General features: G+C 57.7%; 20 protein-coding genes. 13 read left to right on the forward strand and 7 right to left on the reverse strand.

The window, feature by feature from the left end; all coding sequences use genetic code 11:
* Nucleotides 1–144: 144 nt before the first annotated feature.
* Entirely contained in the window at nucleotides 145–1398 is a 1254-nt protein-coding gene (gene glyA, locus M4951_RS24335) for a serine hydroxymethyltransferase (protein WP_262024191.1), read from the reverse strand.
* Between the two features lie 254 nt (nucleotides 1399–1652).
* Nucleotides 1653–3011, reverse strand: coding sequence for an arylsulfatase B (locus M4951_RS24340; protein ID WP_262024192.1), 1359 nt, complete (start codon nucleotides 3009–3011; stop codon nucleotides 1653–1655).
* A gap of 377 nt (nucleotides 3012–3388) precedes the next feature.
* Here M4951_RS24340 and M4951_RS24345 point away from each other — a divergent pair, with 377 nt between their 5' ends.
* Nucleotides 3389–4360 carry a c-type cytochrome domain-containing protein gene (locus M4951_RS24345; RefSeq protein ID WP_262024193.1) on the forward strand — a complete coding sequence of 324 codons (972 nt, stop codon included), beginning with the start codon at nucleotides 3389–3391 and terminating at the stop codon, nucleotides 4358–4360.
* Between the two features lie 19 nt (nucleotides 4361–4379).
* On the opposite strand, the gene M4951_RS24350 is transcribed toward M4951_RS24345, so the two are convergent.
* Entirely contained in the window at nucleotides 4380–5288 is a 909-nt protein-coding gene (locus M4951_RS24350) for a DNA-methyltransferase (protein WP_262024194.1), read from the reverse strand.
* A gap of 5 nt (nucleotides 5289–5293) precedes the next feature.
* Nucleotides 5294–7270: an arginine--tRNA ligase gene (argS, locus tag M4951_RS24355; RefSeq protein WP_262024195.1), complete on the reverse strand. Its 1977-nt coding sequence runs from the start codon at nucleotides 7268–7270 to the stop codon at nucleotides 5294–5296.
* Between the two features lie 311 nt (nucleotides 7271–7581).
* Here argS and M4951_RS24360 point away from each other — a divergent pair, with 311 nt between their 5' ends.
* The 8 genes from M4951_RS24360 to M4951_RS24395 all read left to right on the forward strand — a co-directional run bounded on the left by M4951_RS24360 (nucleotide 7582) and on the right by M4951_RS24395 (nucleotide 17607).
* The gene (locus tag M4951_RS24360; RefSeq protein ID WP_262024196.1) at nucleotides 7582–8301 is read left to right on the forward strand and encodes a biotin/lipoate A/B protein ligase family protein; all 720 of its coding nucleotides are present in this window, start codon (nucleotides 7582–7584) and stop codon (nucleotides 8299–8301) included.
* Between the two features lie 824 nt (nucleotides 8302–9125).
* Complete coding sequence (locus tag M4951_RS24365) at nucleotides 9126–9728, forward strand: RNA polymerase sigma factor (RefSeq protein ID WP_262024197.1); 603 nt, start codon at nucleotides 9126–9128, stop codon at nucleotides 9726–9728.
* Entirely contained in the window at nucleotides 9725–11179 is a 1455-nt protein-coding gene (locus tag M4951_RS24370) for a serine/threonine-protein kinase (RefSeq protein ID WP_262024198.1), read from the forward strand. Before M4951_RS24365 ends, M4951_RS24370 begins: the two co-directional genes overlap by 4 nt.
* Nucleotides 11166–13769: a hypothetical protein gene (locus tag M4951_RS24375; protein ID WP_262024199.1), complete on the forward strand. Its 2604-nt coding sequence runs from the start codon at nucleotides 11166–11168 to the stop codon at nucleotides 13767–13769. The genes M4951_RS24370 and M4951_RS24375 overlap by 14 nt, the downstream gene beginning before the upstream one ends.
* Nucleotides 13770–14339: 570 nt before the next feature.
* Nucleotides 14340–15029, forward strand: a complete 690-nt coding sequence (rpe, locus tag M4951_RS24380; RefSeq protein ID WP_262024200.1) for a ribulose-phosphate 3-epimerase — start codon at nucleotides 14340–14342, stop codon at nucleotides 15027–15029.
* A 22-nt stretch (nucleotides 15030–15051) separates the two neighbouring features.
* Complete coding sequence (locus M4951_RS24385) at nucleotides 15052–15636, forward strand: histidine phosphatase family protein (RefSeq protein ID WP_262024201.1); 585 nt, start codon at nucleotides 15052–15054, stop codon at nucleotides 15634–15636.
* A 58-nt stretch (nucleotides 15637–15694) separates the two neighbouring features.
* Complete coding sequence (accD, locus tag M4951_RS24390) at nucleotides 15695–16555, forward strand: acetyl-CoA carboxylase, carboxyltransferase subunit beta (protein ID WP_262024202.1); 861 nt, start codon at nucleotides 15695–15697, stop codon at nucleotides 16553–16555.
* A 329-nt stretch (nucleotides 16556–16884) separates the two neighbouring features.
* A complete protein-coding gene (locus M4951_RS24395; RefSeq protein ID WP_262024203.1) occupies nucleotides 16885–17607 on the forward strand; it encodes a hypothetical protein in 723 nt (240 codons plus the stop codon).
* 198 nt (nucleotides 17608–17805) lie between these two features.
* Here the strand turns inward: M4951_RS24395 and M4951_RS24400 are convergent, their stop codons facing one another.
* Entirely contained in the window at nucleotides 17806–18768 is a 963-nt protein-coding gene (locus M4951_RS24400; protein WP_262024204.1) for a C-terminal binding protein, read from the reverse strand.
* A gap of 81 nt (nucleotides 18769–18849) precedes the next feature.
* Nucleotides 18850–19947, reverse strand: a complete 1098-nt coding sequence (locus tag M4951_RS24405; RefSeq protein WP_262024205.1) for a DUF1570 domain-containing protein — start codon at nucleotides 19945–19947, stop codon at nucleotides 18850–18852.
* Between the two features lie 172 nt (nucleotides 19948–20119).
* Between M4951_RS24405 and M4951_RS24410 the strand changes: the two genes are divergently transcribed.
* Nucleotides 20120–21427 (forward strand): hypothetical protein, encoded by a 1308-nt coding sequence (locus tag M4951_RS24410; RefSeq protein ID WP_262024206.1) that lies wholly within the window; start codon nucleotides 20120–20122, stop codon nucleotides 21425–21427.
* A 55-nt stretch (nucleotides 21428–21482) separates the two neighbouring features.
* Nucleotides 21483–22592, forward strand: a complete 1110-nt coding sequence (locus M4951_RS24415; RefSeq protein ID WP_262024207.1) for a peptidylprolyl isomerase — start codon at nucleotides 21483–21485, stop codon at nucleotides 22590–22592.
* A gap of 62 nt (nucleotides 22593–22654) precedes the next feature.
* On the opposite strand, the gene M4951_RS24420 is transcribed toward M4951_RS24415, so the two are convergent.
* The gene (locus M4951_RS24420) at nucleotides 22655–22906 is read right to left on the reverse strand and encodes a hypothetical protein (RefSeq protein WP_262024208.1); all 252 of its coding nucleotides are present in this window, start codon (nucleotides 22904–22906) and stop codon (nucleotides 22655–22657) included.
* Nucleotides 22907–23206: 300 nt separating this feature from the next.
* Here M4951_RS24420 and M4951_RS24425 point away from each other — a divergent pair, with 300 nt between their 5' ends.
* Together M4951_RS24425 and M4951_RS24430 are read left to right on the forward strand one after the other, a co-directional pair.
* Entirely contained in the window at nucleotides 23207–24892 is a 1686-nt protein-coding gene (locus M4951_RS24425) for a solute:sodium symporter family transporter (protein ID WP_262024209.1), read from the forward strand.
* A complete protein-coding gene (locus M4951_RS24430; protein WP_262024210.1) occupies nucleotides 24892–25254 on the forward strand; it encodes a cupin domain-containing protein in 363 nt (120 codons plus the stop codon). The genes M4951_RS24425 and M4951_RS24430 overlap by 1 nt, the downstream gene beginning before the upstream one ends.
* Nucleotides 25255–25280: the final 26 nt, after the last annotated feature.

Genomic DNA, 25280 nt, shown 5'->3' on the forward strand with positions numbered 1-25280 from the left:
TCACGGATGAAGAACGGAAAGACACGGTAGAAATCAAGCGGAAAACCGCCGCACTAGCGTTCCGTCACACGAAAATTTTCGGGAGAAATGCTCTTCCGGCGTTTTCGCCGAAAGAGCATTTCTTCGATTTGTCAGAAGGGAGCGCTAGCTCATCTCGACCGGCGCCGCCGGAACGGCGAAGTTCTTGCACAGTTCCAGCACTTCAGTTCGGATCGCGACGTGCGTCTTTTGATCTTCCGGGGCTTTCAGCGCCTTCAGAATCCACGCGCCGACCTGCTTCATTTCGGCTTCTTTCATGCCGCGGGTCGTCAGCGCCGGCGAACCGATGCGGATGCCGCTGGGGTCCATCGGTTTCCGTTCGTCGAACGGGATCATGTTCTTGTTGACCGTGATCCCGCAGTGATCGAGCACCGCTTCGGCGATCGCGCCGGTCGTGCCGACCGACGTGACGTCCATCAGCATCAAGTGGTTCTCGGTGCCGCCGGTCATCAGGCGAACTCCGCCCGCCATCAGCGTTTCGGCCAACGTCTTGGCGTTCGCGACCACCTGCTTGGCGTAGTCCTTAAACGACGGCTGCAGCGCTTCGCCAAAACAGATCGCTTTCGCCGCAACGACATGCATCAGCGGCCCCCCTTGCGTGCCGGGGAAGACGTTGCGATTGATCAGCTTCGCATGCTCTTCTTTGCAGAGAATCAAACCGCTGCGCGGGCCGCGGAGCGTCTTGTGCGTCGTGGTAGTGACAAAGTCGGCGTACGGCACCGGGCTGTTGTGCATGCCGCCGGCCACGAGTCCAGCGTAGTGGGCCATGTCGACAAACAGCTTGGCGCCGACTTCAGCGGCGATCTCGGCGAACTTCTCGTGCGGAATCTCACGCGGATAAGCGCTGGCGCCGGCGACGATCAGTTTCGGCTTGTGTTCGCGAGCCAGCTTGACGATCTGATCGAAGTCAAGCCGCTGCGTTTCGCGATCGACCCCGTAGCTGACAAAGTGGTACAGCTGTCCCGAGACGTTCAGCTTCATGCCGTGCGTCAGGTGCCCGCCGTGCGCCAGGTCCAAGCCCAGGATCGTATCGCCAGGGTTCACCGCGGTCAGATAGACGGCGAAGTTGGCCTGTGATCCGGCGTGCGGCTGCACATTGGCGTGCTCGGCGCCAAACAGTTCTTTTGCGCGGTCAATCGCGATTTGCTCGACGACGTCGACATACTCGCAGCCGCCATAGTAACGTCGGCCGGGGTAACCCTCGGCGTATTTGTTGGTCAGAACCGATCCGGCCGCTTGTTGAATCGCGGCGCTGGTGTAATTTTCTGACGCGATCAACTCGAGCCCGTCCGCCTGACGGCGCTGTTCATGAGCGATCGCTTCCCAAACCGACGGGTCATTTTGCTTAATGAAATTCATGGCGTTCCGAAGTTAGCGGGGCGAAGCAGAAAGGTCGCGACCGGCCTGAGCGTCCTAGCGGGCGGCCGAAGAATCGATCATTGTCGGGGGGCAAGGCCAACGCGTCAATCGCCCGGCAGGCGGGGAAAGCGGGACAGTCAATGCGAAAGTCGAGGAGGACAGACGGAATTGATCGGGAAATGTCGAAGGACGAATGACTAATAGCGGTGCGATGGCGCGAATTGTGACTTGGGCCTCTTCGTCATTTCCTACTGCTACTTTTCACCCCAGATCGCTGGCGCTTGATAGTCTTTCGGCTGCGGGCCTGCATTTTTGGCGGGCGCCGCTTCGGCGGCTAGTTGATCAAACCGGGCACGCAACTTCTGCAGTTGCTTGGCATTGGTCGCCGCCAGATTCTGTTGCTCGGCCAGATCGTTGCTCAGATTGAACAGTTCGAACTTCTCTCTTGGCTTGCCGATGTTGTAGACGACCAGTTTCCAATCGCCAACGCGGATCGCGCCTTCGGTCGGCGTGATGTTGCAAACAATCACGTCGTGCGGCGAAGGTTCGCCGGCCGTGATCGACGGCCAGATGTTGCGACCATCCAGCGGCTTGGCTTGCTGCAGCGAACCGCCGGCAAGTTCGATCAAGGTGGGATACCAGTCAACGATATGCAGCGGCGCTTCCACCTTCGTGCCAGGCGCAATCTTTCCTTGCCACGACGCGAACGCGCAGACGCGGACGCCGCCTTCGTAGAGCGTATGTTTGCCGCCGCGCAGCGGTCCGTTGTCGGTTAGCTTGCCTGGGTCTGGTCCGCCGTTATCGCTGGAGAAAACGAAGAGCGTGTTGTCGAGCATTTCTTGCCGCTTGATCTCGTCGACGATCTGGCCAACCGCTTCGTCCAATGCGGCGACCATGCCAGCGTAGGCCTGACGCCGTTTTTTCATGTCGCCGTAGGCGGCCGCGTAGCTTTTTGGTACTTGCAACGGAGAGTGTACTGCGTTGAACGGCACATACAAAAAGAGAGGCTTCTTCTTGTCACGATCTTGAATCACGCGCACCGCTTCTTGGGCGATCAGGTGGGTCGCATAACCTTCGTCTCGATTGACGTGATCGTCTTTATGCCAATCGTGCCCGCCGTCGCGATCGTGGGTGAAGTAATCGAGCGCCCCGTTGTAGTGTCCATATTGGTGATCGAAGCCGCGCGCCGTCGGCAGATAGGCGGGGGAGACATGACCTAGGTGCCATTTGCCGACGATCGCCGTTTCGTATCCGACGCTCTGCAGCGCTTCGGCCAATGTCCGCTCGTCCAGCGGCAATCCATAGTCGGCCCAAGGACGAACGACGCCCACCTGCAATCCGTACCGCATCGGATAGCGCCCGGTCAGCAGCGCCGACCGCGTTGGCGAACAAACCGGCTGCACGTAAAATTGCTCGAGCTTGGCGCCGGAGTTGGCCAACGCATCTAACCGCGGCGTCTTGATCGGGCTGCCGCGCCAGCTGACGTCGGCGCCTCCCAGATCGTCAGCCAGCAGAAAGACAATATTCGGCCGGTGAGCATCAGCGGCGAAGGTGGTCGCGACGCTAGCGAGCGTCAACGTAACGGCCAGAATCAGGGGGCGAATAGCACGCATGGCGATCTACGCAGAGAGGTAAAACGAGAAGGGAAGCGCTGGCTCTAATCTAACAGTACCGTCGATTGGGTGCTGCCCAGTCAATTTCCATCTCGACCGGGATATGTTTCGTCCACAGCTATTGGGCAACTTCCCGACATTACAGGCCGAGATGTTCTGGGTTATGCAAGTTATTCATGTGAAAAACGACCAGGCTCAATCCGGCTATGGTTGGTTCTGCGCCCGTAAGTAAATTTAACACGCAAAGTCTACAAAACCTGTTTCAATTCGAAACGAGATGGGCTAAGTTAGAACTCGCCTGCCCTACCGACGCAACTTCCAATTACTCCCCCCCCACCTTGCTAGTTGCGTTAGCCATTTGATTTCCAGGAAGCGATATGCACCTTCGAATTCTGCTTGGCATTCTCCTTAGCCAATTCATTTCGGCCGCCGTGTGCGCCCAAACGATTGTGGACTTTGGTCGCGACGTCCAACCGATCTTGGAGTCTCAATGCCTGAAATGCCATGGTCCCGAGAAGGCCAAGAATGACTTTCGCGTTGATGATGCGCTCTCTATGAGCTTCTATGTGGAGCCTGGCGATTTGGAATCGAGTTCGCTGTGGACCGATTACCTGACGACCGAGGATGCTTCGCTGACGATGCCGCCGGCTGCGCACGATCGCCCTGCCGGATTGCCGGCGGCTGACTTGGCGATCATGAAGTTGTGGATCGAGGAAGGCGCGAATTTTGAGTGGATCGCCGCTCAACCTCCAACCGAGTCGACCGGCGAGACGCCGGCTGAGCCGACCGCCGAAACTCCGCCGCTCAGCATGGCTTCGAAGCTGTGGTTGTTCCATGGGCTCTTTCATCCCGCTTCGACGCACTTTCCGATCGCTTTGCTCTCGATGTCGATGGTTTTCCTTGCGCTCTCTTTTTACGGTGGCAAACCGCTCGAATCGGCCGCGTTCCATTGCCTGTGGGTTGGTGCGTTGTCGGCCATCCCGGCCTGCGTGATGGGCTGGGCCTACGCCGCCCACGAAGGATACGGCAATCCGTTTTCCTTAAACTTTCTGCATAGCGGCATTGACCGTCACCGCTGGCTCGGCATCGCCGTCACGGTGTTCGCGGTGCTGCTGATTCCGATTGCTCGTTCGGCGATCAAGCAGGAAAGCTTCCGCAAGAAGCTCACCTGGTTCGGCTGCGTTTGCGTCCTCGCACTGGGTACTTCGCTCGTTGGTTTCCAAGGGGGCGAACTGGTCTACGGCGAAGGGCACTACGTCGAGGAATACGAGAAACTGTTTCCCGCCGGTCAGGCAGCCGTCGAAGCGCCCAAGTCAGACGCGCCGAAGTCTGTCGCGAAGCAAGACTAGCGCCGCGTCCAGACGCACGCTACGAAAACAAAACCCGCTCTACGTCCTTCTCCAACCGTCGCCGCGCCATCTCGCAGTACTCCGCCGACTGATCGACGCCCAGATAGTGCCGGCCTAGCTTACGCGCGACTACGCCGACGGTTCCGCTGCCCATAAAGGGATCGAGCGCGACGCCTCCTTCGGGGCAAGTCGCCAGCAGACAGGTCTCGACCAGCTTCTCGGGGAAGACGGCGAAGTGGGCTTCGCGGAATTTCGAGAGCGAGATCGACCAGACCGTGCGCTTGTTGCGTCCTTGCGGGTGAAACGCCTGATCCCACCGCGCGTCATGCAGGTTCGACGATCCGCCGTTCTTACCAGCTTCCGGCGTACCGCCGCGCTGATGAAAATGGCGGCGGCCTCCCTTCATGCGGCTGTTCTCGCTGAACGTGACATGCGGCTCGCGGATCGCGTCGGCATTGTAGTAATACTCTTTGCTCTTGCTGAAGAAGAAGACGTACTCGTGATCGGTGGTCGGTCGCGTCTTCACGCTCGACGGCATCGCATTCGGTTTCTGCCAGATCACGTCGCTCCGCAAAATCCAGCCGGCGTCTTTCATCGCGAGGGCAAATCGCCACGGCATGCCGAGCAACTCGCCCCCCACATATTTGTCTCCCAGCACCACCCAGAGCGAACCGGTGGGTTTGAGCGTCCGTCGCACCTGAGCGAACAACGTGACCAGTCGCTCGACATACTCGGCCGGAGTTTTCTCCAGGCCGATTTGATCGTCGCCGCTATAGTCGCGCTGCTGAAAGTAGGGAGGGCTGGTGACGACCGCGTCGATGAACTCGTCGGGCCAGTCGGCCATCACTGCCGTCGCGTCGCCGCTCTGGATCGAGTCTAGCGGCGGCGGAGAGAGCTTCCCTCGTTTCGGCGAGTCCTTTCGCGGCATGCGGCTCACATTTTGTCGATGGTCGAGATTCCCAGCAAAGCGAGACCCTGTTGTATCACCCGGGCCGTTAAATCGCAAAGGAGCAATCGGCTTTGCTTCAGCTCATCGGTCTCGGCCTTCAGCACCGGGCATTGCTCAAAGAAGGTCGAATAGGCTTTCGCGAGCTCTTCAAACAGGTAGATCGTCAACTGATTCGGGCGATAGTCGGCGATCATCTCTTGCAGCGCTTCGGGCAACCGCAACACTTTGGTCGCCAGCGCACGCTCGGCCGGCGAAGTGATGCGGATCTTGGCGCCGCTGCTCCGCAGCGCGGCGATGTCGATTCCTCCATTGCGGAAAATGCTTTGCGAGCGAGCATAGGCGTACTGCATATAGGTCGCCGTATTGCCGCGCAGCGCGAGCATCGTGTCGTAGCTAAAGACATAATCGGTCTCACGGTTTTGCGACAGGTCGCCATATTTCAAACCGCCGATGCCGACGTACTGCGCCACGTCTTTGTATTGCGCATCGCTCAGCAGTCCGTCTTTGTCGTTCGAGCGGACGATCTTCTCGGCCCGCGATACGGCCTCGTCCAGCAAACTTTCTAGCCCGACCGTATCGCCGGCTCGCGTCTTGAACGGCTTGCCATCGTCGCCCATCACCGTGCCGAAACTAACATGCTTCAGCTCGACATCGGTATAGCCCCACTTCTTCGCCGCGGCGAACAGCTTTTCAAAGTGGTCTCCCTGGCGGAAGTCGACCACGTAAAGAATCGCGTCGGGCTTCCATTCATTCATCCGATATTGGATCGTCGCCAGGTCGGTGGTTGCGTAGAGAAACGCGCCATCTTTCTTGCGGATGATCATCGGCGCTTTGAAGCCTTCCAGGAAGACGCAGAGCGCTCCTTCCGACTCGGCGGCGAAACCTTGCTCGATAAAGTCGCTAACGACCGGCGCAAGCTGGTCGTGATAGAAGCTTTCTCCCAGTTCGTAGTCGAACTTCACGTTCAGCCGCTCATAGATCCGCTGGATGTCTTCGCGACATTTCGGCAGAAACTCGTGCCAGAGCGCGAGATTCTCTTCGTCGCCGGCATGCAGTTTGGCGGTCTCGTTTAAGACGGCGCTGCTGATGTCGGCATGTTCGGCGGCGATTTTGGCGAACTCGGGATCGGCGGCCAACTCGGCCAGCTTCGCTTGGTCCTTGGTCAGCTCTTTGCTCGCTTCGTTCGCTTGACGCTCCAGCTTCTGCAACTCTTTGGCGGCCTTCTTCTCGGCCACTTTGTCTCCGGTCGGCGGCGTCGCTTTGCGTTCTTCAATTTCGGCCGACATCTCCGAGAGCTTCGCTTTGCGCGCCGGCAACGCTTTCTGACCATCGACAAAATCGATGATCTTCCGCACTTCGCGATAGAGCCGCGATAGTTCGGCGACCGGGCTCTCGGCATAAGCGTCGTTATCGCGGAAATGCTTGAAGCCGTAGATGATCATGCCGAACTGCGTTCCCCAGTCTCCCAGGTGATTGTCGGTGATTACTTCATGCCCCAAAAAACGTAGCGTGTTGGCCAGTGAGTCGCCGATCACTGTCGAGCGGATATGCCCGACGTGCATCGGCTTGGCGACGTTGGGAGACGAGAAGTCGAGGATGTACTTCTTCGGCTCGGCGACCAGCGGCACGCCGATTCGCTCGTCGGCGACCGCGGCGGCCAGTTGCTCTTCGATCCACGTGTCCTTCAGCTTGATATTGATAAAGCCGGGCCCGGCGATCTCGAGCGGCTCACACATGTCGGAGAGGTCGATTTTCTCGACGATCTCGGCGGCGATCTCACGCGACTCTCGACCCAGCTTTTTCTTCAGCGGCATGGCGCAGTTCGCCTGGTAGTCGCCAAATTTGGCGTCCGACGCTGGCCGAATCATGTCGAGCAGCGGCGCCGTTTCATCGACCAGATCGGGCGAAATGGTCTTTAAAACAACGTCAAATCGGCCACGCAGGGCTTGCAGAATGTTCATGCGGCGTAAGGAGTTAGGGTCAAAAAACGGAAGCGCAAACCGCCATTTTCAAAGGATTGCTTGCTTTTTACAAGGGAGGAATAGAACACGGAGGCCACGGAAAGAGAGAAGAGAAAAGGGATCTGGTATTACGGTAAATGTTGTTCGACCTCTGGATTGACGGAGATCTGTCCCTTCATTGGGTATTCCTTTTGCCGTGTTCCTCCGTGCTCTATTTCTTCTCTGGAAGAGGAGACCGCCCCTGGGCGCTGGTCGGTTGAGCGGCAAAACTCAACAGATTCGTACTCCTTCTATTTCGTGACACGCCGCCGATGTATTTGTTCGATTTCACGCTGCCGACGCCTGCCGAAAACCTGGCCCTCGACGAAGCGCTCCTCGAAGCGACCGAGGCCGGCGAGCTCTCGGGCGATATCCTGCGCCTCTGGGAGCCGTCAGCTCCGTTGGCGGTCATCGGCCGCGCCTCGAAGATCGCCGACGAGGTCAACTTGTCGGCCTGTCGTGAACAGGGCGTGCCGGTCTTCCGCCGCACCAGCGGAGGAGCGGCGATCGTCGCCGGGCCTGGTTGTTTGATGTACGCGATCACGTTGGACCTGGCCAATCGCGAGGACCTGCGGGCCATCGATCTTTGCCATCGCTATGTGATGGAAAAGATGGTGGCCGCGCTGGCGCCGCATGTCGCCGGAGTGACCTTTCAGGGAACTTGCGATCTGACCTGGAACAACAAAAAGTTCAGCGGCAACAGCCTGCGGGTCAAGCGAGACCATGTGCTGTACCACGGCACGCTACTATATGACTTCCCCTTGGAAATGATCGCCGATTGCTTGAACCATCCGCCGCGCACGCCCGACTATCGGCAGCAGCGCGATCACAAGCAGTTTGTCACCAATCTGCCGATGACCGGAGCGCAGCTGCGCAGCGCGCTGATCGAAACCTGGGAAGCGGACAAGCCGCTCCCCGAGTGGCCGGAAAAACGGACCGCCGATCTAGCCGCCGAAAAATACGGAACCGACCAGTGGAACGCGATGCGGTAGCTCTGTGGTGGTTGGACCGGACCGGACCCGTTTGTATTTTTCTGAACGCTTGGCGGTTCGATCGCTCGAAGGTTGGACCGGACCGTTGAGTTTTTTTCAATACATTACCCAAATCGCCTGCGGGTTAGTTTGGGTAGTTTGGCGATAGATCTTGGGCCGAAAGGTTGGACCGGACCGCTCGCTTTTTTTCGATCAAATTGCCTAGATTGCCTGTGGGTTAAAATGGGTAGCCTGGGGGTCGTCAGGCCGAAGCCTGACCTACGGCTTTATTCGTTGGACCGGACCGGACTGAAAAATTTGCGATCCATCATTCCCGCGGTCGAGTCGACGCGCATTTCAGGTCTGCGCGTACCTCTTCTATTTGAAATCGACCACGCTTCTGTGCGTTTTGTCAATCGACAACAATCGACGCCGGGTGAACCGAAGAGTTGCTAATCGATTGCGCATTTCCGGCAAAGCCGCAAATGTCATCGTTGACGTTCGATGAGAAGATTTCCCTGCCTACTCCAACGTCAGCAAATCAAGGGCGAATAAAACCCAGGGTTGCGTCGCATGCGCGACTCCACCCCGGGCTAGGTTAGAACGGCCGCTTCGGGCCTAAGAGCTGTTCGCCAGCGATAGGCGAAGACGACATCGGGAGATAGCATCCTGAATACGTTCCGCCGATCTCCACCATCTACCGTGTTTCCCTTCTTCCCACCCGGCTTTCCGCTTTCAAAAAATCTTTCGCCGCAACAGAAAGGTTTTCGCCGTCCGCGTGTCTTACCATAGAAGGGTTATCGCTTGACCCAGCTTTTCTTGTCACGCATGAAGCGGCGTAAACCTTGCCATCGCATCCAGATACGCGCGAAACGCTGATCCGTCGGTTGCCGGATGCCGCCGATGTGGAAGCATGGGACGCATTTGTCGAGATTTATGAGCCGCTCCTGTTTCGATTGGCTCGCAGCAAAGGCTTTCAACAGGCTGACGCCGAGGATTTTGTCCAGGAAGTACTGGCCGCAGTCGCCAAAGCGGTCGGTCGCTGGGTCGAAAACGAAGATCGTGGAACCTTCCGGGCCTGGCTGTTTCGGATCGCTCAAAATCTGGCGATTAACTTTATGACGCGCCCCAAACATCAACGACTCGGATCAGGCGACAGTCAAATCGCCGGCTTGCTGGCCGAGCATCCCGATCCCCACCGAGAGTCGACGCAGCTGTTCTCGCTCGAATATCGCCGCGAACTGTTTCGTTGGGCGGCCGAACAAGTTCGCCTGAAAGTAAGCGAGCGGCAGTGGCGACTCTTTTGGAAAACCAGCGTCGAAAACCAGCCGATCGCCCAGGTCGCCGCCGAGTTCAACATGAGCGTCGGCAGCGTTTACATCGCGCGGAGCCGGATCACCAAACGGATCCGCGAAATCATTCAAACCCTTGAGGAGCAAGCTCGATGACGATCGGCTCTTCCCACCTGCCGGATGAATCGTGCGCAGACCAGCAGCTTTATCTACTGCTGGACGGTGACGAAACGTCGCCCCAGTTTCAGCGCGCCGCCGAGCACGTGGAAAGCTGCGCCGTGTGCCAACATCGCCTGACGGAACTCTCCGGCGATCATGACTATTGGGAAGCGCAGCGCGAACTGCTGACGCCGGTCGCCGATGATCAGCCTGACTCAGGGCAGTTCTATCGCTATCGCTCGACTGAAACCATGTTCGCCCAGCGGCGCAGTATCGACGAGACGATGGTCAAACAGATGCTCACCGCGCCGTCGCATCCCGAGATGTTGGGGCGATTGGGCCGGTACGAGGTCGAGCGAATCATCGGCGTCGGCGGCATGGGGATCGTGCTAAAAGGTTTTGATACCGAGCTGAACCGTCCTGTCGCGATCAAACTGCTCGCGCCCCATTTATCGCGGATCGGCGCCGCGCGGCAACGTTTTGCCCGCGAAGCCAGGGCCGCCGCCGCGGTGGTGCATGAGCATGTCGTCTCGATTCATAACGTTGAGTCGAATCACGCGAATCCGTTTTTGGTGATGCAATACATCCCCGGCGAGTCGCTACAGGCTCGCGTCGATCGCGGCGGACCATTAAGCGTCTCCGAAATCTTACGGATCGGCGTGCAGTCGGCATCGGGCCTGGCCGCCGCACATGCGCAAGGCTTGGTTCATCGCGATGTGAAGCCGGCCAATATCTTATTAGAGAATGACGTCGACCGGGCCTATCTAACCGACTTTGGCTTGGCCCGAGCCTCGGACGACGCCAGCCTGACCTATACCGGCGTCGTCTCCGGCACGCCGCATTACATGTCTCCGGAACAAGCGGACGGGCGAGCGCTCGATCCCCGGTCCGACTTGTTCAGTCTCGGCTCGGTCCTCTATTTCATGGCGACCGGCCACCCGCCGTTTCGGGCCGAGCGACCAATGGCGGTGCTCAAACGAACGTGTCACGACCCGCATCGCCCCGCGTGGGAGTCGAACGCCGAGATCCCGGATGAGCTGTCGGACATCATCGATCGGCTGCTGGAAAAACAGCCGGAACGCCGCTTTGCGACGGCGCTGGAACTGCAAAAGAAACTAGAACGCGTACTGTCGGACTTGCAGCAAGGAAAGCTGCGACTGTCGCGCCGCGGCAAGTCCAATCGCACTTGGTGGATCGCCGTGATCGGGTTGTGCGAAACGGCGCTGCTGGCCGGGGTCGTCTATGTCTGGATGACTTCCGCGCCAAAGCAGGAACCGCCGCCGCCGATGACAAAAGACCAAAGCGTCGAATCAATCCAAGCCCGACTGCAAGCGTTGGATGGTCCGCAGCAAGCAGACCTGGATCGGCTGCAGTACGAATTGATCACATTGGAAGTGACCCCTTTCCCGGAAGCTGACTTGAAGGAACCGACAAATGTTCAAGAGTAAGTGGACTGCATCTATGACGATGGTGCTGCTGATGCTTTCGGCGGTAGGTGTTGGCATGGTGCGTTTTGCGTGGGGGGAGGAAGAAGCGGCGACAGCGTCGAAAGCAACGGCCGGATCCCTCATCCTCAAAGGGAAAAGCGGCGAACCGGCGATGACGATCCGTGCGTCCGGCGACGGCAATATCGTGATTGAGACAGGTAAACCGACAGCAAAGTCGGCTGACGCTTCAGAAACGAAAACGCCTTATGCGACGATCAAACTTCGGCGAGAAACCACCAGGAACGTTAGCCGAAAGCGAAAGGACGACGAGCAAGAGAACCCCCTTCTCCAGTTGCATGGCGTTGGTCCTGTCGGTAAAGGCAGTTTTGGCTTTCCGTATCCGGTCCGGCTGAAGAATGAGAAACCGGCGTCCGCAACGGCGGACGACCAGACGATCGAATTGGAAATCGTCGACAATACGGGAGAAGCCGCGAAGAACGTCCAGGGACATCAGCAATACATTGATGATCTACAGGCGGCTCAACTTTCGATCATTTTGCAAAACAGCTCCAGCAGACCGCGAAGCTTTTCAACTGTGCTCGTTCCGCTCGACGCAGCTACCTATTCCGGTGCGTTGCTGGCGCACAACCTTGGTAGCGGGAGACTCAAGCTGGTGGCCGAGTCTGCGGAGACAAGCAAAGAAGGAGTCGTCGAGACGATCCTCGACGGCGATTTCATGATTCGCGACTGGACGATACAGTCGCCTGAGAATGTGGTGAACCTGGTCGAGTTACGCGTGTTTACCCCACGGCCGCTGAAAGAACTTGCTACCGACAGCGAGACGCTGCAATCCCAAATTGACGACCTGCGGGCGAAGAACTTTCGATTTGTTCTGAAGGGGCTAGTCCCTGTGGACAAACCGCTTCCGCAGCCTTGGGAAGTAATTGAACCGGGAACGCCCGCCGCTATGCCTGAAGAGGCAACGGAAAATTCGTCGGAGCTTGCTGTCGCTCCCAAAGGCGAGACCATCAAAGTAAAACTGGCGGGGATAAAATACTATTCCGGTTTCCAGCAGCAACAAGACAAAGGAAATAGGTACGTCTGCATCGCCGCTGCGAATCGGACTGACCACAGTACGACGTTACTATCGGGCCACTATCGCGTTGTTGATTGGAAGCATCTCGACAAAAACAATCCGGACGATCCGATCGAAGTGGAACTATCGCCCCCTGGCGCCGAAGTCTATTTGGTCACCTATGTCGATGGAAAACCAACCGTCGAAAAAATTGCAGGGACGGCGCGTCTACTGCAGGCGAAGATTGATGACATGGACGCGAAAAAGTTTGCTTTCGTGCTTCGGGCCCTGCCAAATGGTGAAGCTCTGCCGGACACTGCAAGACGGCAAATGTTAGACGCATTGGCTGCCGTGGATCCAGAACAGGATCAACTTGCGGCATCGGCTGAACCTTTCACCATCCAGGTCCCGCTTGACGCGAACACGTACCCCAACGCATGGTTGCAACACAACCGGGGCAATCGCACGATCACGCTGTTCGCCGAAGGAACCGGCATCACGAAAGAGTCGGTCGGCGTCTATACGCTAGGCCAATATTTTGCGATTCGCAAGATGATCTCGGAATCGCCGGGCGGAGGAATCACTCTGGTAACGCTGGAAGTCTTGCCTGGACCGGGCCCCGGCTATTCCAATCCACCTGCGAAGTTCGACGCAACGAAGTTGCAGGGAAAAATCGACGAATTGCGAGGCAAGAAGTTTCGCTTCCTCTTGCAGGGCTTGGTCCCGCTAGGCGAACCACTGCCGGCGGCTGCGACGATGGCTGATTCCGTTCAAGCCTATCCGCAACCTACGCCGTACCCTCGTAACGTCGCCACACCGCCGCAAACAACGGGCGGTCTCGGCATGGCGTCGGATCGGCCGCGTGTGGACGTTCCTAGGGAGCCAAATCGTACTCAGAATATCTACTTCGTTCCAAGAACAATACCAGCGACAGCGAGTCCCAATTTTTCCATTCCTTCCCCTGCTGGAGAAACGACGACGGCGGAACCGACAGACACCTTTCGAAGTCCCAGTCCCGGCAACTTTTCAATTTCGTCCACGACCGCTGCGCCTGGTCCGACCACAAATGCGATGCCGGCAATGTCCACTTGGGCGCAGGGCTCATTGGGGCTGCAGGGAGTTTATCAACCTTACCCAGCGCCGCACGCTTATGGGCAAGCGCCGACTGCGAACGTTCCGCCGCCGTGGCAAGCGGTCCCCACGGAGCCTGGTCAGCCGCCGATCTCCATCCAAGCCTTCTCCGCAACCTTCCATCCCCTCGCCGAGCAAAAGAAGCAACAGGCGATCGCCAAGCTCAAGCAAGCCAAAACGGACGAAGAGAAAGCGAAGGCTCGCGCAGAACTGCGCACCGTGCTGACCGAGATCTTCACCACCGACATGAAGCACCGCGACAAGCAAGCGAAAGAGATTGAGTCGCGGATCAAGAAGCTGCGCGATCAGTATGAAGCGCGCGAGAACGCGCAGGACGAGATCATTGACTTGCAACTGCAACTGCTGGAGAAGCAGGCCGCGGGGTTGGAGTTTCCGGCACGCTAGAACATAGCCGCCTTTCGTTTCGGCTTCTTCCCCGAAATCAGCCGCACGGCGTTAGCCGCGGTTTCTTGACTCTAACTTTTCCGTCGGCAAAGTGTTCCTGCCAGAAACCGCGGCTAACGCCGTGCGGCTGATGTTGATGTGGGCCGCGCCCTGTCTCACCTCATTTCGCCCGAAAAAACGCGAGGACTCAGTCCCCACTCTTTCTGTCGTTGGAAAATCAAAATGGGTCAGCTAGCAGGAAAGCGCTCTACACGTCTTCAGCGGCATTAACGGTGAGATTTTTCGCGCTGACCCCCATTCGGGGCGATATCCTGGATAAATTGCGCGTTTTAACCTCTTGTGGCGCTGCGGGTTACGTCAATGGCCCACGTTGGGTGCTGACTCTCACTAGGCCCGTTGATACAATTGCCCGAACTGGAAATATCCCGTAGTGACGTAGGCTTTTAATTCCCTCGGCCCAATTGGGCCGGCCCTCACTTCTTTACAAGCGTCCTCGCCTACGCACCGGTTTCGCCATTGACGGCGAATGAAGATTACAAACATCATCCTGACGCACTAGCTTCTAACTCTATGTCACGTCGTGATCACCTTGCTCAGCTTCGTGAAGCTGCGCCTGTTATTTTGCCATCGCTGCTGTTGTGCGACTTCGCCAACTTGGAGCGTGAGGTGGAGCGTTTGCTAGCTGCCGGCGTGAAAGCACTGCATCTGGATGTGATGGACGGCATATTTGTCCCAAACATCAGCTACGGGATGCCGATTGTCGCCGCGTTCCGAAAATTGACCGATCTGCCGCTCGACGTCCATTTGATGATCGAGAAGCCGCAGGACTACATCCGACAATTCCATGAAGCGGGCGCCGACGTGATGACGATTCACGCGGAAGCTGTCGATGACGTCGCTAGCATCTTGCGTGAGATCAAATCGCTAGGCGCCGGCGCCGGCGTGGCGATTAACCCCGACACTCCGCTTGAGACGATTGTGGACGCGCTTCCCGAGGCGGACCTCGCTTTGATGATGAGCGTCAACGCCGGTTTTGGCGGACAGAAGTTCAACCCAGTCGCCCTCGACAAAATTCGAGAAGTACGCCGGTTAGCGCCGGACCTACTGATTGAGATCGACGGCGGCGTCAATTTGGATACTATTGGGCGCTGCACGGAAGCGGGCGCAGACTTGTTAGTCGTTGGGTCGGCCATTTTCGGCAAACCTGACTACGTCACGGCTGTCCGCGAGCTGAACTCGGCCGCGGTCGCCGCCTCCTGAACTGCATAGGTGTAGCTTTTTTATGTTGCGCGTAGCGCTCATTCGTCCCGGCTGTACCGATTACGACTTACAAGGCCGAATCCGCGGCGTGTTAAACGTTCCGCTGAGCGACCGAGGGGTCGAACAGGTCCAACATGCGGCGCACGAGATGGCCGATCTATCGATCGACGTCGTCTACTGCGGTCCATGTCAACCGGCACAGCAAGCGGCCGAAATTATCGCCAAGATCCACATGGCCAAAGTGAAGCGAATCGATAAGTTTCGCAACTTGGACGTGGGACTCTGGCAAGGCAAACTGATCACTGAGGTCAAACAAAACCAGCCCAAGGTTTATCGTCAGTGGCAAGAGAACCCCGACGGCATTTGTCCGCCAGAGGGCGAGATGCTAGCGGACGCACGGTCCCGCGTTCGGAGTGCTCTCGACAAGATTTGCAAGAAGTATCAAAACTCCACCAAGGTCGCAGCTATCGTAACGCCGGAGCCGATCGCTTCGGTGATTCGCTGCGAATTGCTGCATCATGTGATCGGCGACCTGTGGAAAGCCGAAGAAGGTAATTGCGGTGGTTGGGAACTGATCGAGATCGCCCCGCAGCCTGCTCTTCGTTAGATTAAGATAGATAGAACAAACCGCCATTGACGGCGGCTCAAAGCCAGAAGGAAATCGCATGTCGTCGACTACGCCTGAGTTCGCTGCCGCAGCGGCCGCCGCCGAAGGGGTCAAACGAGCCAAACGCGGAGTGCCCGAAGGACTGTGGCAACGCTGTCCCGGTTGCCAGGCGGTGATCTTCCGCAAACAAGCGGAAGAACTGCTTTCGGTATGTCCCGAATGCGAGCATCACTGGTACGTCTCGGCCACCGATCGGATCGAGCAAGTTCTCGACAGCGGCACCTTCGAGGAGTGGGACGGCGAGCTGATGCCGACCGACCCCCTGCAATTCGCCGACAAAAAGGCATACGCGGATCGTCTGGTCGCCGAGCAAAAGCGGACCGGACTGCGTGACGCCGCGCTGACCGGCTGCGGCATGATTCGCGCTCGCCGCGTCGCGATCGGCGTGACCGACTCGGCCTTTATCATGGGGAGCATGGGCTCGGTCGTCGGCGAACGCTTGGCGCGATTGATCGAACGGGCCGCCGACCAGAACCTGCCGCTGATCGTGATCAGCGGCTCAGGCGGTGGAGCTCGCATGCACGAAGGGATTCTCTCCCTGATGCAGATGGCCAAAGTCACCGCCGCGCTGGCCCGCTATCACGAAATGGGAGGACTGTTTATCTCGGTCCTGACCAACCCGACCATGGGCGGCGTCGCCGCCAGCTTTGCATCGCTGGGCGATTTGATCTTCGCCGAACCCAAAGCGCTGATCGGCTTCGCCGGCCCGCGCACCATCAAAGCGACCATCCGGATCGAACTGCCCGACGGCTTTCAGACCAGCGAGTTTTTGCTGGAACATGGCTTCGTCGATCGCATCGTCTCACGTGCCCGACTAAAAAGCGAAATCGCCCGCGCGATCGACTACTGCGGCAAGTAGTGCAGGCCGTGCCTGCTGCTCGTCTGATGGCGCCAACCATCGAGAACTTGCGACCGCATTTCCCTCGCTCGCGCGTTTTGAGGTTGCGCTATTTAGCAATTCAGGAAGTGTTGAACACGGGTGAAGCACGATCAAACAGGGTCCGAATCCACCGCAAATCGTCACACTAGTCCGCCAGCGCAAGCGAGGGAATAGAGTTGGCGATCCTAACACGGATTGAATTGGCGAGCCGTATTCCCTCGCTGGCGCTGGCGGGCTAGTGTTCGATTGATTCGAAATAGCGCAACTTCAACGATTGCGCTTCGGGCTACGTAGAGAAATCGCTGCTCATGCACCAGATCGCCACGCGACCGTTGACCGAGCATGAGCGATCGATCGTGCAGGTTCACGCTCAAACCAACTTCGCCGCGTTTGGCTTTCTGACCGTGTTGCTGTTGGTCGTGCCGGTAGTGATTCTGCTGCAACTGGTCGGGCTCGCCGCCAACTCTCTCTCGCTGGTTCAGCTCGAAGCGCTGCGTCTGCTGGCGATCGCGATTCCGCTGATCGTTTATCTGGCGATCATCCAGTCTTACTGGAAACGAGATCGCCGCCGCAGTCAGCGCGCTCAGCAAGACCTGGCCGACAATGTGGTCCAAGAGATTGCCGTCACGCCGTCGCGCGTTGGCGAAGTGACCAACAAGAGCGATCACCCGGCCCTGGCGTTTGAGATCGGCGACGAGAAGATCTTGCTCCTCTGCGGTGAATGGCTCTACTACGCCAACACCTATCAAGCGGAAGCGGAAAGCGGCGAAGTCGACCCCGACCACTTCAACGGGCTCTCTGGAGCAAGCGGTTTTCCCAGCACGCAGTTCACCGTCACGCGGCTGCCGCACTCCGGTTATGTCTTTGCGATCCGCGTCAGCGGCGAGTATCTTGATCCCAGTGCTGAGATCGCCACGAAATATAACGACAATCTGTTTCGACACTCCGAAATCTTGGCTGGCTCGCTCGACAACATCAGCGAAGTCCTTGAGATCGAACAAGCCCAACGCCGGCGGGGTGACATGCTCTAACCAATGTGAACACTAGCCCGCCAGCGCAAGCGAGGGGATGCGGCCTCCATGCGAATGACGAAGGGCGAATGTCGAAATCCAAATGTCTAATGAAGAACGATCCATTGCTTCTTTCATTCGACATTTTCTTGCGATCGCATTCCCTCGCTTGCGCTGCGGGCTAGTTGCGGTTAGCTCGCTTGGATACAACTCTTGTCCCTAGAGCACTTCCGGATTCCGTACATTCTCCGGCGTGCGTCCTTCCAGCAGATCGACTACCTGCTTGGTCGCGCGACCGCGAAGGTTTTCTAGCGATTCGACCGAGACGAATGCGGCGTGCGGCGTGACGATCACGCGGGGGTCATTCATCGGCGGCTTGGTGAGATCGCACGGTTCCGGATCTTGCACATCGAGCGCGGCGCCGGCGAGTTGGTTCGCTTCCAGTGCGGCGGCGAGCGCCTCCTCGTCGACCAGCGCCCCGCGGGCGGTGTTGATCAGATAGGCGGTCGGCTTCATCTTCTGAAATTCTTCGGCGCCAAACATGTGTCGCGTTTCGGCGGTTGCCGGGATTAGCAGTGAGATGTAATCCGACTCACTCAGCACGCGTTCTAGATCGACCGTCTCGACGTCGGGCATCGTTTTGCCGCTGCGACTGGTCGCGATCACTTTCATGCCGAGAGCCAGCGCTCGCTGGGCCAGCAGGACGCCGATTTGCCCCAGACCGACGATGCCGAGCGTTTGTCCGCTGACGCGCCGCATCAGCGGTCCCGCTTGCAGATCGTACGTGCCGCTTTGCGTTTCGTGGTGGTACATCGCAATCTTCCGGGCACACGCCAACAGCAGGGCGAGCGTATGTTCGGCAACTTCGATCACGCAGTAGTCCGGTATATTGGTGACCGGGATTTTCTGCTGCGTGCAGTAAGCGACGTCAATGTTATCGAGTCCGATTCCCAACCGCGCGACGATCTTCAAATTGGGGGAAGCGGCGATCACTTTGGCGGTGACGTTGGCCCAGTTGGTCAGGATCGCGTCGACCTGATGTTCGGCGGCGAGCGTCGCGAGCGAGTTCTCGTCGGTATGCGTGGCGACGATCAATTCGACGTCGGCCTTGTCGAGCGTCTGGTGCTCGATCTCCAGATCTTTCCAGGCAAAGTCGGTTAGCAGCGCTTTGTATTTTGGCATCGGTCGGTCGCAACAGAGTCAGGAACGGGTAAGCGAACCCATTCTAGCGAATCGCGGCGGCCGATCCTACGCGGGCGACGCTTACTTCAGGGCTTGGATATAACGCAAGAACCGCGCCTCGAGCATGTTCCAATCGCTGCCGAAGACCGCTTCAAAATCGGCGATTCGCTGCGCCGCCGGATAAGCGGAGCCGGCAGGTCGCGCGGCGATGGTCGTCAGATATTGAGAGAAGCGGCGCGGATCGGTCTCGACCAGATAAAAGCAAAGCGCCCAAGATTCGCTGTAGGCGATATCGGGACGCCGAGCGAAGACCCGATCCGTTTCGATCAACGCTTTCAGTGATCCGGCGGCGCGCGATTTCGACGCGTAATCCTGGAACCAATCGAGACGGCCCCGATTGATCCGATCACTGGCGCGACGATAAACCGACGAGTTCCACACGCCGGGCGCTTCAAACATGGTCGCCAGCCCTTCGACGATCCACTTGGGTTGCTCGGCGGTTCGACTGTGGATGCCGGCGTTAAACGCCGTTTGATGCGTCGCCTCATGAACCATGGTCGCTGCGTTCTCTTCCCAGAAGTTGTCTTCGGTGCGGCCTGCTGAAACGTCGTACATCAACACGCGATTAGTGCGTGACGAATAAAAGCCGACCATTCCCGGCGAAACGCGGACGCCTAGCTTGGCCGCATGTTTGGCGTATTCGGCGAAAGTAGGGAAGACGACCGCGACCAAGGGAAACTGGGCCGGAGCGACCCGAAAGCCGCGGCTGGTGAAATATCCCTGGAACGAGCGGTGGAGTTCTTCAAAGCGATTGGCCCACTGATCTCGCTGACCGGGGGGGTGAACCACCAGATAATGCCCGGTGCCGGTGACTTCCATTTGGTTGCCGAACTCGCGGAGCAGCTCTCCTCGGACCTGCGATTGGCTCCAAGGAGTGAACCCGTCGGCGACTTTGGCGAAGTTTTCGGCCTCATGGGGTGCGAATTCCCAGATTTGGCCATCCACGCCCAATACCAGGACCTTCTCGGGCGAGTTGAATAAAGAGGTCCCCACCACTTCCTGGCCGTCCAGATCGAGCCGGAGGGTCCATGCTTGGGCTTGAGCCGAGTTTGCCGCCGCGCCGCAGGCAAAGAGCGCCAAAAGCATCAACAGCCACTTATGGGGGAGAAGTTTTTTCATGAATTCTGGCTCTTGGGACTCGAAGAATGACCTTACAACTGTAGAATGCAAATTACCCCCTCGAACGGAGTCTTGGAAAACTGCTGGAGAATCGACTTGCCCCCCGCTATAATGCGAGGCAGTCCTCTCCTCTGCGTCACCTTCTCTTCCCCTCCTATTCGGACTTAACTTAGTGCGCAGTATTCTGTTAGCGCTTGCAATTTTGGTTAGCTGCGCTCTCTTTGCGCAAGCTCAAGATGCTTCGTCGGCAGATCAGTCGCACGCGAACCTTTCCAAGCAGGTCGCCTATCTCATCCGTCAGCTGGATGCAGGAAGTTTGGCCGAACGGGAAGACGCCGAAGCGGCGCTGACAGAGTTGGGGCCGACAGTTCTTGACCATTTGCCCGAGATTACCGACCGTACGCCGGCCGAAGTCAAAGCGCGGCTCGAACGGATTACGGCAGTCCTTCAAAAGCAGCAAGCCGACAGCGTTACGCAGCCGCAGTTGGTGACGCTCGACTTTAAAGAGGCGCCGCTGAGCGAAGTCTTGGCCGCCATCGAAAAGCAGTCGGGCAATCGCATCGTCGACTTTCGTCCCAATTTCGGCCAACAAACATCGGATCCAAAGATCTCGATCCAATGCGAGAACATCCTCTTTTGGCAAGCGATTGATCGCGTCTTCGCTGACGCCGATCTCGCCGCCTACGCCTATGCCGGCGAGAAAAACGCGTTGGCTTTCGTCAATCGTGACGCGCCCGGCTTGCCGCTGAACCTGGCGAGCTATACCGGAGTCTTCCGCGTAGAGCCGACTCGGATCGAGATGCACCGCAATCTGATTCCGCCGATCTCGGATGGGATGCGAATCAATTTGCAGGTGACCTGGGAGCCGCACGTTTCACCGATCTTGATCAAGTTTCCCTTTGACGCGCTGGTCGCGGCGGACGATCAAGAGACCGACCTGAAACTTGCCGACGGTCCCGTTTCGTACGACGTCGCCGTCGACAGCGGTCAGACCTCGGTTGACTTTGTCATACCGCTCAATTTAGCGCCGCGCGGATCACAGTCGATTGAAAAGTTGCAAGGCAAGTTTGTTGCGCTGGTCCCCGGACGATTGGAGACGTTCCGATTTGATCGCCTGACCAATGCCCGTGGCCTGCGGCAAGAAAAAGGGGGCGTCCAAGTGGCGCTAGAGCAATTTCGGAAAAACCGCGACCTGTATGACGCACGCATTGTGGTCCGTTTTCCAGGTGGTTCTGAAGCTTTGCAGTCGCATTTGGGCTGGGTCGATTCCAACGAAGTTTATTTAGAGACCGCCGACGGTGAGCGCCTGGATCATGCCGGGATCGAGCGATTTCAAGAAGACTCCGACGCAATCGGCATCGCCTACAAATTCATCCTTGAAGAACGTGAGCCAGCCGATTTTTCCCTGGTTTACAAAACGCCGGGTTCAATCGTCTCCTTGCCGGTCGATTTCCAGCTAGACGATATTCCGCTTCCCTAGAGCGCTGCATTAAACCGACATCCCACATCCTCGCTTCTTAGAGCGATTTATCCATATGACATTCCAAATCTGGCCGAGTCACATCGTACAACTGGCAGTCGTATTCGGTTTGCTGATCTTTGCCGATACGCTCGGACGATCCGGGCATTCCGAAGGGGGAATCGACGAAGAGACCGGGTACATGGACCCACGATTCGAATCGATGGATCGTCCTCCCGGCGTCGAAATCGAAGCATTCGTCAATAACGCTCCCATTTATGACGTGGATGTCGAACGCTCTGCCGCGAAAGCATTTGGCGCGGCCAGCAAAGGGGACCTGGATTTGCCGTTTGGGCTGAAGTCATCCGTTCTCAATCGCCTGATCGATCGCGAGTTGGCGCTGCAGTACGTCGAATCGACCGACTTCCGCCCTTCGAGTTCGGAGATCAATCGAGAGATCAGTCGCGTGAAGAAAGAACTAGAAGCTCGCGGCAAGTCGCTCGACGCCTATTTGGCGGAAAACCATACCGACATGCGCATGTTGCGGCGACGGATCGCCTGGAATATCGCCTGGCCGCGGTATGCAGACGCCAGCCTGACCGACGACAACCTGCGTCGCTATTTTGAGCTGCATCGTCGTGACTTTGACGGCACCCAACGCAAGCTCTCGCAGATCTTGCTCACGACCAACGACACGGAACCAAGCCAAGTGGTGGAACGCCAGCGTGACATCGCCGCGCGTCTGCGTGTTCAGATCAAACGGGGCGAATTCGCGTTTGAGAAAGCAGCACGCAGCTATTCCAATGCGCCTTCCAGCGAGCAGGGTGGATTGGTCGGTTGGATCGGTCGTCACAACCAACTTCCCGAAGAGATACATAACGCCGCGTTCGACGCGCCACTGGGCGAAGTGGCCGGGCCAATCCAAACTTCGTTCGGTATCCACCTGATCTGCGTGACGGAAGAAAAGCTGGGCGAGACCCCGTGGGAAGAGGTCAAGCATGAAGTCCGCGAAGCGGCGGAACGATACTTGTTCTCCTATACCGCCGATCGAGGACGTTCTCAGGCGGATGTGAAATACCGAAACTCTTACGAGTATCCCGAAGAATACAGGGACTACATGTCGCCCTATCCCGAACCGCGCCATATGGCGCCCTCTTCCACGATGGGCCATAGCGGCGGCATGTAAGCGGGTGATGCGGATGCAAAGCCAAATCGAAAACGCAAAACCAAACCACAGCAGGCGATCTCTTAGCCTGCTTTGTTCTTTTCTTGCAGCTCGCGCAGTTCTTTTCGTCGCAGTTCTTCGTTGTGGCGATTCGACGCATAGCAAACGGCCATCACGCCCAGGGTAACGAACAAGGAGACGAGGATATAGTTCAGCACCCAGCCGCCGCCAGGCGCGGGCTCCTCTTCTCCATCTTGGGCGAACAAAATGACCGCGGGCGATAGGACGAACAAAACGGTCAGATAGGTCCAAGCCAAGCGAATTCGCGAGATCATCGGCGGTCTATGCGGCATACGAGGAGCGAAACAAGAGATCGCGTCAGCGGCGATTCCGCATTGCGAGCGAATCCGCATTGTACTCTGACCAGCCGCCCTCGGACAAATGCGCCCGGTCACAAGTGACGAAAAGCCCGCAAAAAAACCAAGTCACCGGATTGGCATATTCCGTCGTCTCAGGCGAAGTCGAGCAAAAATTCTCAATAACGCCAAGGAAAAACTCCTTGTCGTCGGCGGTGGATTTATTAGGCTGAACCGTTTGCCCCCGCCCCCATCTTTTCCGACAGAGCGTCCGCCCCCATGGATACGTCGATCACGATCGTTTCTTTCGTCTTCTTCACCGCGCTGGTCGGCGTCATCACCTGGTGGCTGACCCGCGGCGATCAGCATGGCACGTCGGCCGGTTACTTTTTGGCGGGCCGCACGCTGACCGGCGGATACATCGCCGGCTCGCTGATGCTGACCAACCTGTCGACGGAGCAATTGGTCGGGCTGAACGGCGCGGCATACAAAGATGGCATTTGCGTGATGGCGTGGGAAGTGGTCGCCGCCTTGTCGCTGGTGATTATGGCTCTCTTCTTTTTGCCTCGCTATTTGAAAAGCGGGATCGCGACGATTCCGGAATTTTTAGAGACGCGATTCAACGAAAGAACGCGTTCGATCACGTCGTTTATCTTTATTTTCGCCTACGCGGGCATCCTTTTGCCGATCATCTTATACACGGGCGCGACCGGCATGATTGGGATTCTCGATCTGCAAAACATGCTCGGTCTGGGAGACGTTCCAACCGTCCTGGGAATGGAAACCGATTGGTTCCTGCTGTGGGTTGTCGTGTGGTTGATCGGCATCATCGGTTCGATCTATGCAATCTTCGGAGGACTGCGGACCGTCGCCGTTTCGGACACGCTTAACGGCTTCGGCTTGTTGGTCGGCGGGGCGCTGATCGTTTGGTTCGGCTTGGCGGCGATTAATGACAAATTCGGCTTCGATGCGCTGAGCAACAACCCCGTTACGGCGATCGAAACCTTGAAGACGGCGAACCCCGAAAAATTTAACTCGATCGGCGGTCTCGACAGTTCGGTGCCGTTCTCGACACTCTTTACCGGCGTGCTGCTGCTCAACTTGTTTTATTGGAGCACCAATCAGCAGATCATTCAGCGGACGTTTGGCGCATCGAGCCTGAAAGAAGGGCAAAAGGGAGTGCTGATGGCCGGATTTTTGAAGATCCTGGCTCCGCTCATCTTGGTGCTGCCTGGCATTATCGCGTATCACCTGTATCACGAAACGCTGCCGATGGAGTCCAAAGACCTGGCCTACGGCAAGCTGGTGCAGCAGGTGCTGCCGACTCCGCTGGCCGGCTTTTTCGCTGCGGCGATTATGGGGGCGATTCTCAGCTCGTTCAACTCAGCGCTCAACAGCACGGCGACCCTGTTCAGCTTGGGAGTCTATCAGCACATGATCCGTCCGAGTGCGACCGAGAACGAAGTGATCCGCTCGGGCAAGTGGTTCGGCACGATCATCGCCGTCACGTCGATGACGGTCGCGCCGCTACTGGCGGGACAGGACAGCATCTTCGGCTATCTGCAAAAGATGAATGGGCTCTATTTCATCCCGATTTTCTCGGTCGTTCTGATCGGCCTGTTGACCAAGCGGGTGCCGGCGATTGCGGCGAATATCGCGTTGGTGGTCGGGTTCATTGCGATCGCACTTGGCTACTTTGTGCCGACGTTGGCCAACTTGTTGGCAGGGCCATTTCGCGAATTTCACTTCCTAGGGGTGGTCTTCGCGTCGTTGATCGTGATGATGTTAATCATCGGAGCGATCAAGCCGATGAACACGCCGTACGAACAACAGGATAGCGGCGCGGTCGACATGACCAGCTGGCCACTCGCGTGGCCGGTAGGGATTGGCTTGATCGTCATCGTGCTGGCGATTTACGGTTACTTCGCCGATTTTAGCGTGCTTTGGACTGCAGCGAGTAACTAATGGATATCTACAACCTAGACGAGGTTCCGGCCTTTACGACGAAAGATGGCTCCGAGATTCGCGAGCTGCTGTCGCATCGCAACTCGGCGATTCGACTGCAGAGTCTGGCGGAGGCCCGAATCCCCATCGGTCGCCAGACGATCGCGCATTATCACAAACGGACTGAAGAGATCTACTACATCACTCAGGGGACCGCCGAGATGAAAATCGACGGCGAAGTCCGTAACGTGACGGTCGGCGACGCGATCGCGATTCCGCCTGGCGCGACGCATCAGATCACCAACATCGGCGCGGTCGAGCTACGATTGCTCTGCTGCTGTGCGCCGCCCTACGAAGATCATGATACGATCCTAATGGAATAGAACTGGGCGTCTCACTTTGTAGCCAG

The organism is Blastopirellula sp. J2-11, assembly GCF_024584705.1.
Classification (GTDB): domain Bacteria; phylum Planctomycetota; class Planctomycetia; order Pirellulales; family Pirellulaceae; genus Blastopirellula.

Coding starts and splice junctions, on each gene's coding strand:
- M4951_RS24370 (WP_262024198.1), top strand. CDS start 9,725: ATGACGATCGGCTCTTCCCACCTGCCGGATGAATCGTGCGCAGACCAG.
- accD (WP_262024202.1), top strand. CDS start 15,695: ATGTCGTCGACTACGCCTGAGTTCGCTGCCGCAGCGGCCGCCGCCGAA.
- M4951_RS24430 (WP_262024210.1), top strand. CDS start 24,892: ATGGATATCTACAACCTAGACGAGGTTCCGGCCTTTACGACGAAAGAT.
- argS (WP_262024195.1), bottom strand. CDS start 7,270: ATGAACATTCTGCAAGCCCTGCGTGGCCGATTTGACGTTGTTTTAAAG.
- M4951_RS24360 (WP_262024196.1), top strand. CDS start 7,582: ATGTATTTGTTCGATTTCACGCTGCCGACGCCTGCCGAAAACCTGGCC.
- M4951_RS24385 (WP_262024201.1), top strand. CDS start 15,052: ATGTTGCGCGTAGCGCTCATTCGTCCCGGCTGTACCGATTACGACTTA.
- M4951_RS24415 (WP_262024207.1), top strand. CDS start 21,483: ATGACATTCCAAATCTGGCCGAGTCACATCGTACAACTGGCAGTCGTA.
- M4951_RS24405 (WP_262024205.1), bottom strand. CDS start 19,947: ATGAAAAAACTTCTCCCCCATAAGTGGCTGTTGATGCTTTTGGCGCTC.
- M4951_RS24350 (WP_262024194.1), bottom strand. CDS start 5,288: ATGCCGCGAAAGGACTCGCCGAAACGAGGGAAGCTCTCTCCGCCGCCG.
- M4951_RS24420 (WP_262024208.1), bottom strand. CDS start 22,906: ATGATCTCGCGAATTCGCTTGGCTTGGACCTATCTGACCGTTTTGTTC.
- glyA (WP_262024191.1), bottom strand. CDS start 1,398: ATGAATTTCATTAAGCAAAATGACCCGTCGGTTTGGGAAGCGATCGCT.
- rpe (WP_262024200.1), top strand. CDS start 14,340: ATGTCACGTCGTGATCACCTTGCTCAGCTTCGTGAAGCTGCGCCTGTT.
- M4951_RS24340 (WP_262024192.1), bottom strand. CDS start 3,011: ATGCGTGCTATTCGCCCCCTGATTCTGGCCGTTACGTTGACGCTCGCT.
- M4951_RS24375 (WP_262024199.1), top strand. CDS start 11,166: ATGTTCAAGAGTAAGTGGACTGCATCTATGACGATGGTGCTGCTGATG.
- M4951_RS24395 (WP_262024203.1), top strand. CDS start 16,885: ATGCACCAGATCGCCACGCGACCGTTGACCGAGCATGAGCGATCGATC.
- M4951_RS24345 (WP_262024193.1), top strand. CDS start 3,389: ATGCACCTTCGAATTCTGCTTGGCATTCTCCTTAGCCAATTCATTTCG.
- M4951_RS24400 (WP_262024204.1), bottom strand. CDS start 18,768: ATGCCAAAATACAAAGCGCTGCTAACCGACTTTGCCTGGAAAGATCTG.
- M4951_RS24425 (WP_262024209.1), top strand. CDS start 23,207: ATGGATACGTCGATCACGATCGTTTCTTTCGTCTTCTTCACCGCGCTG.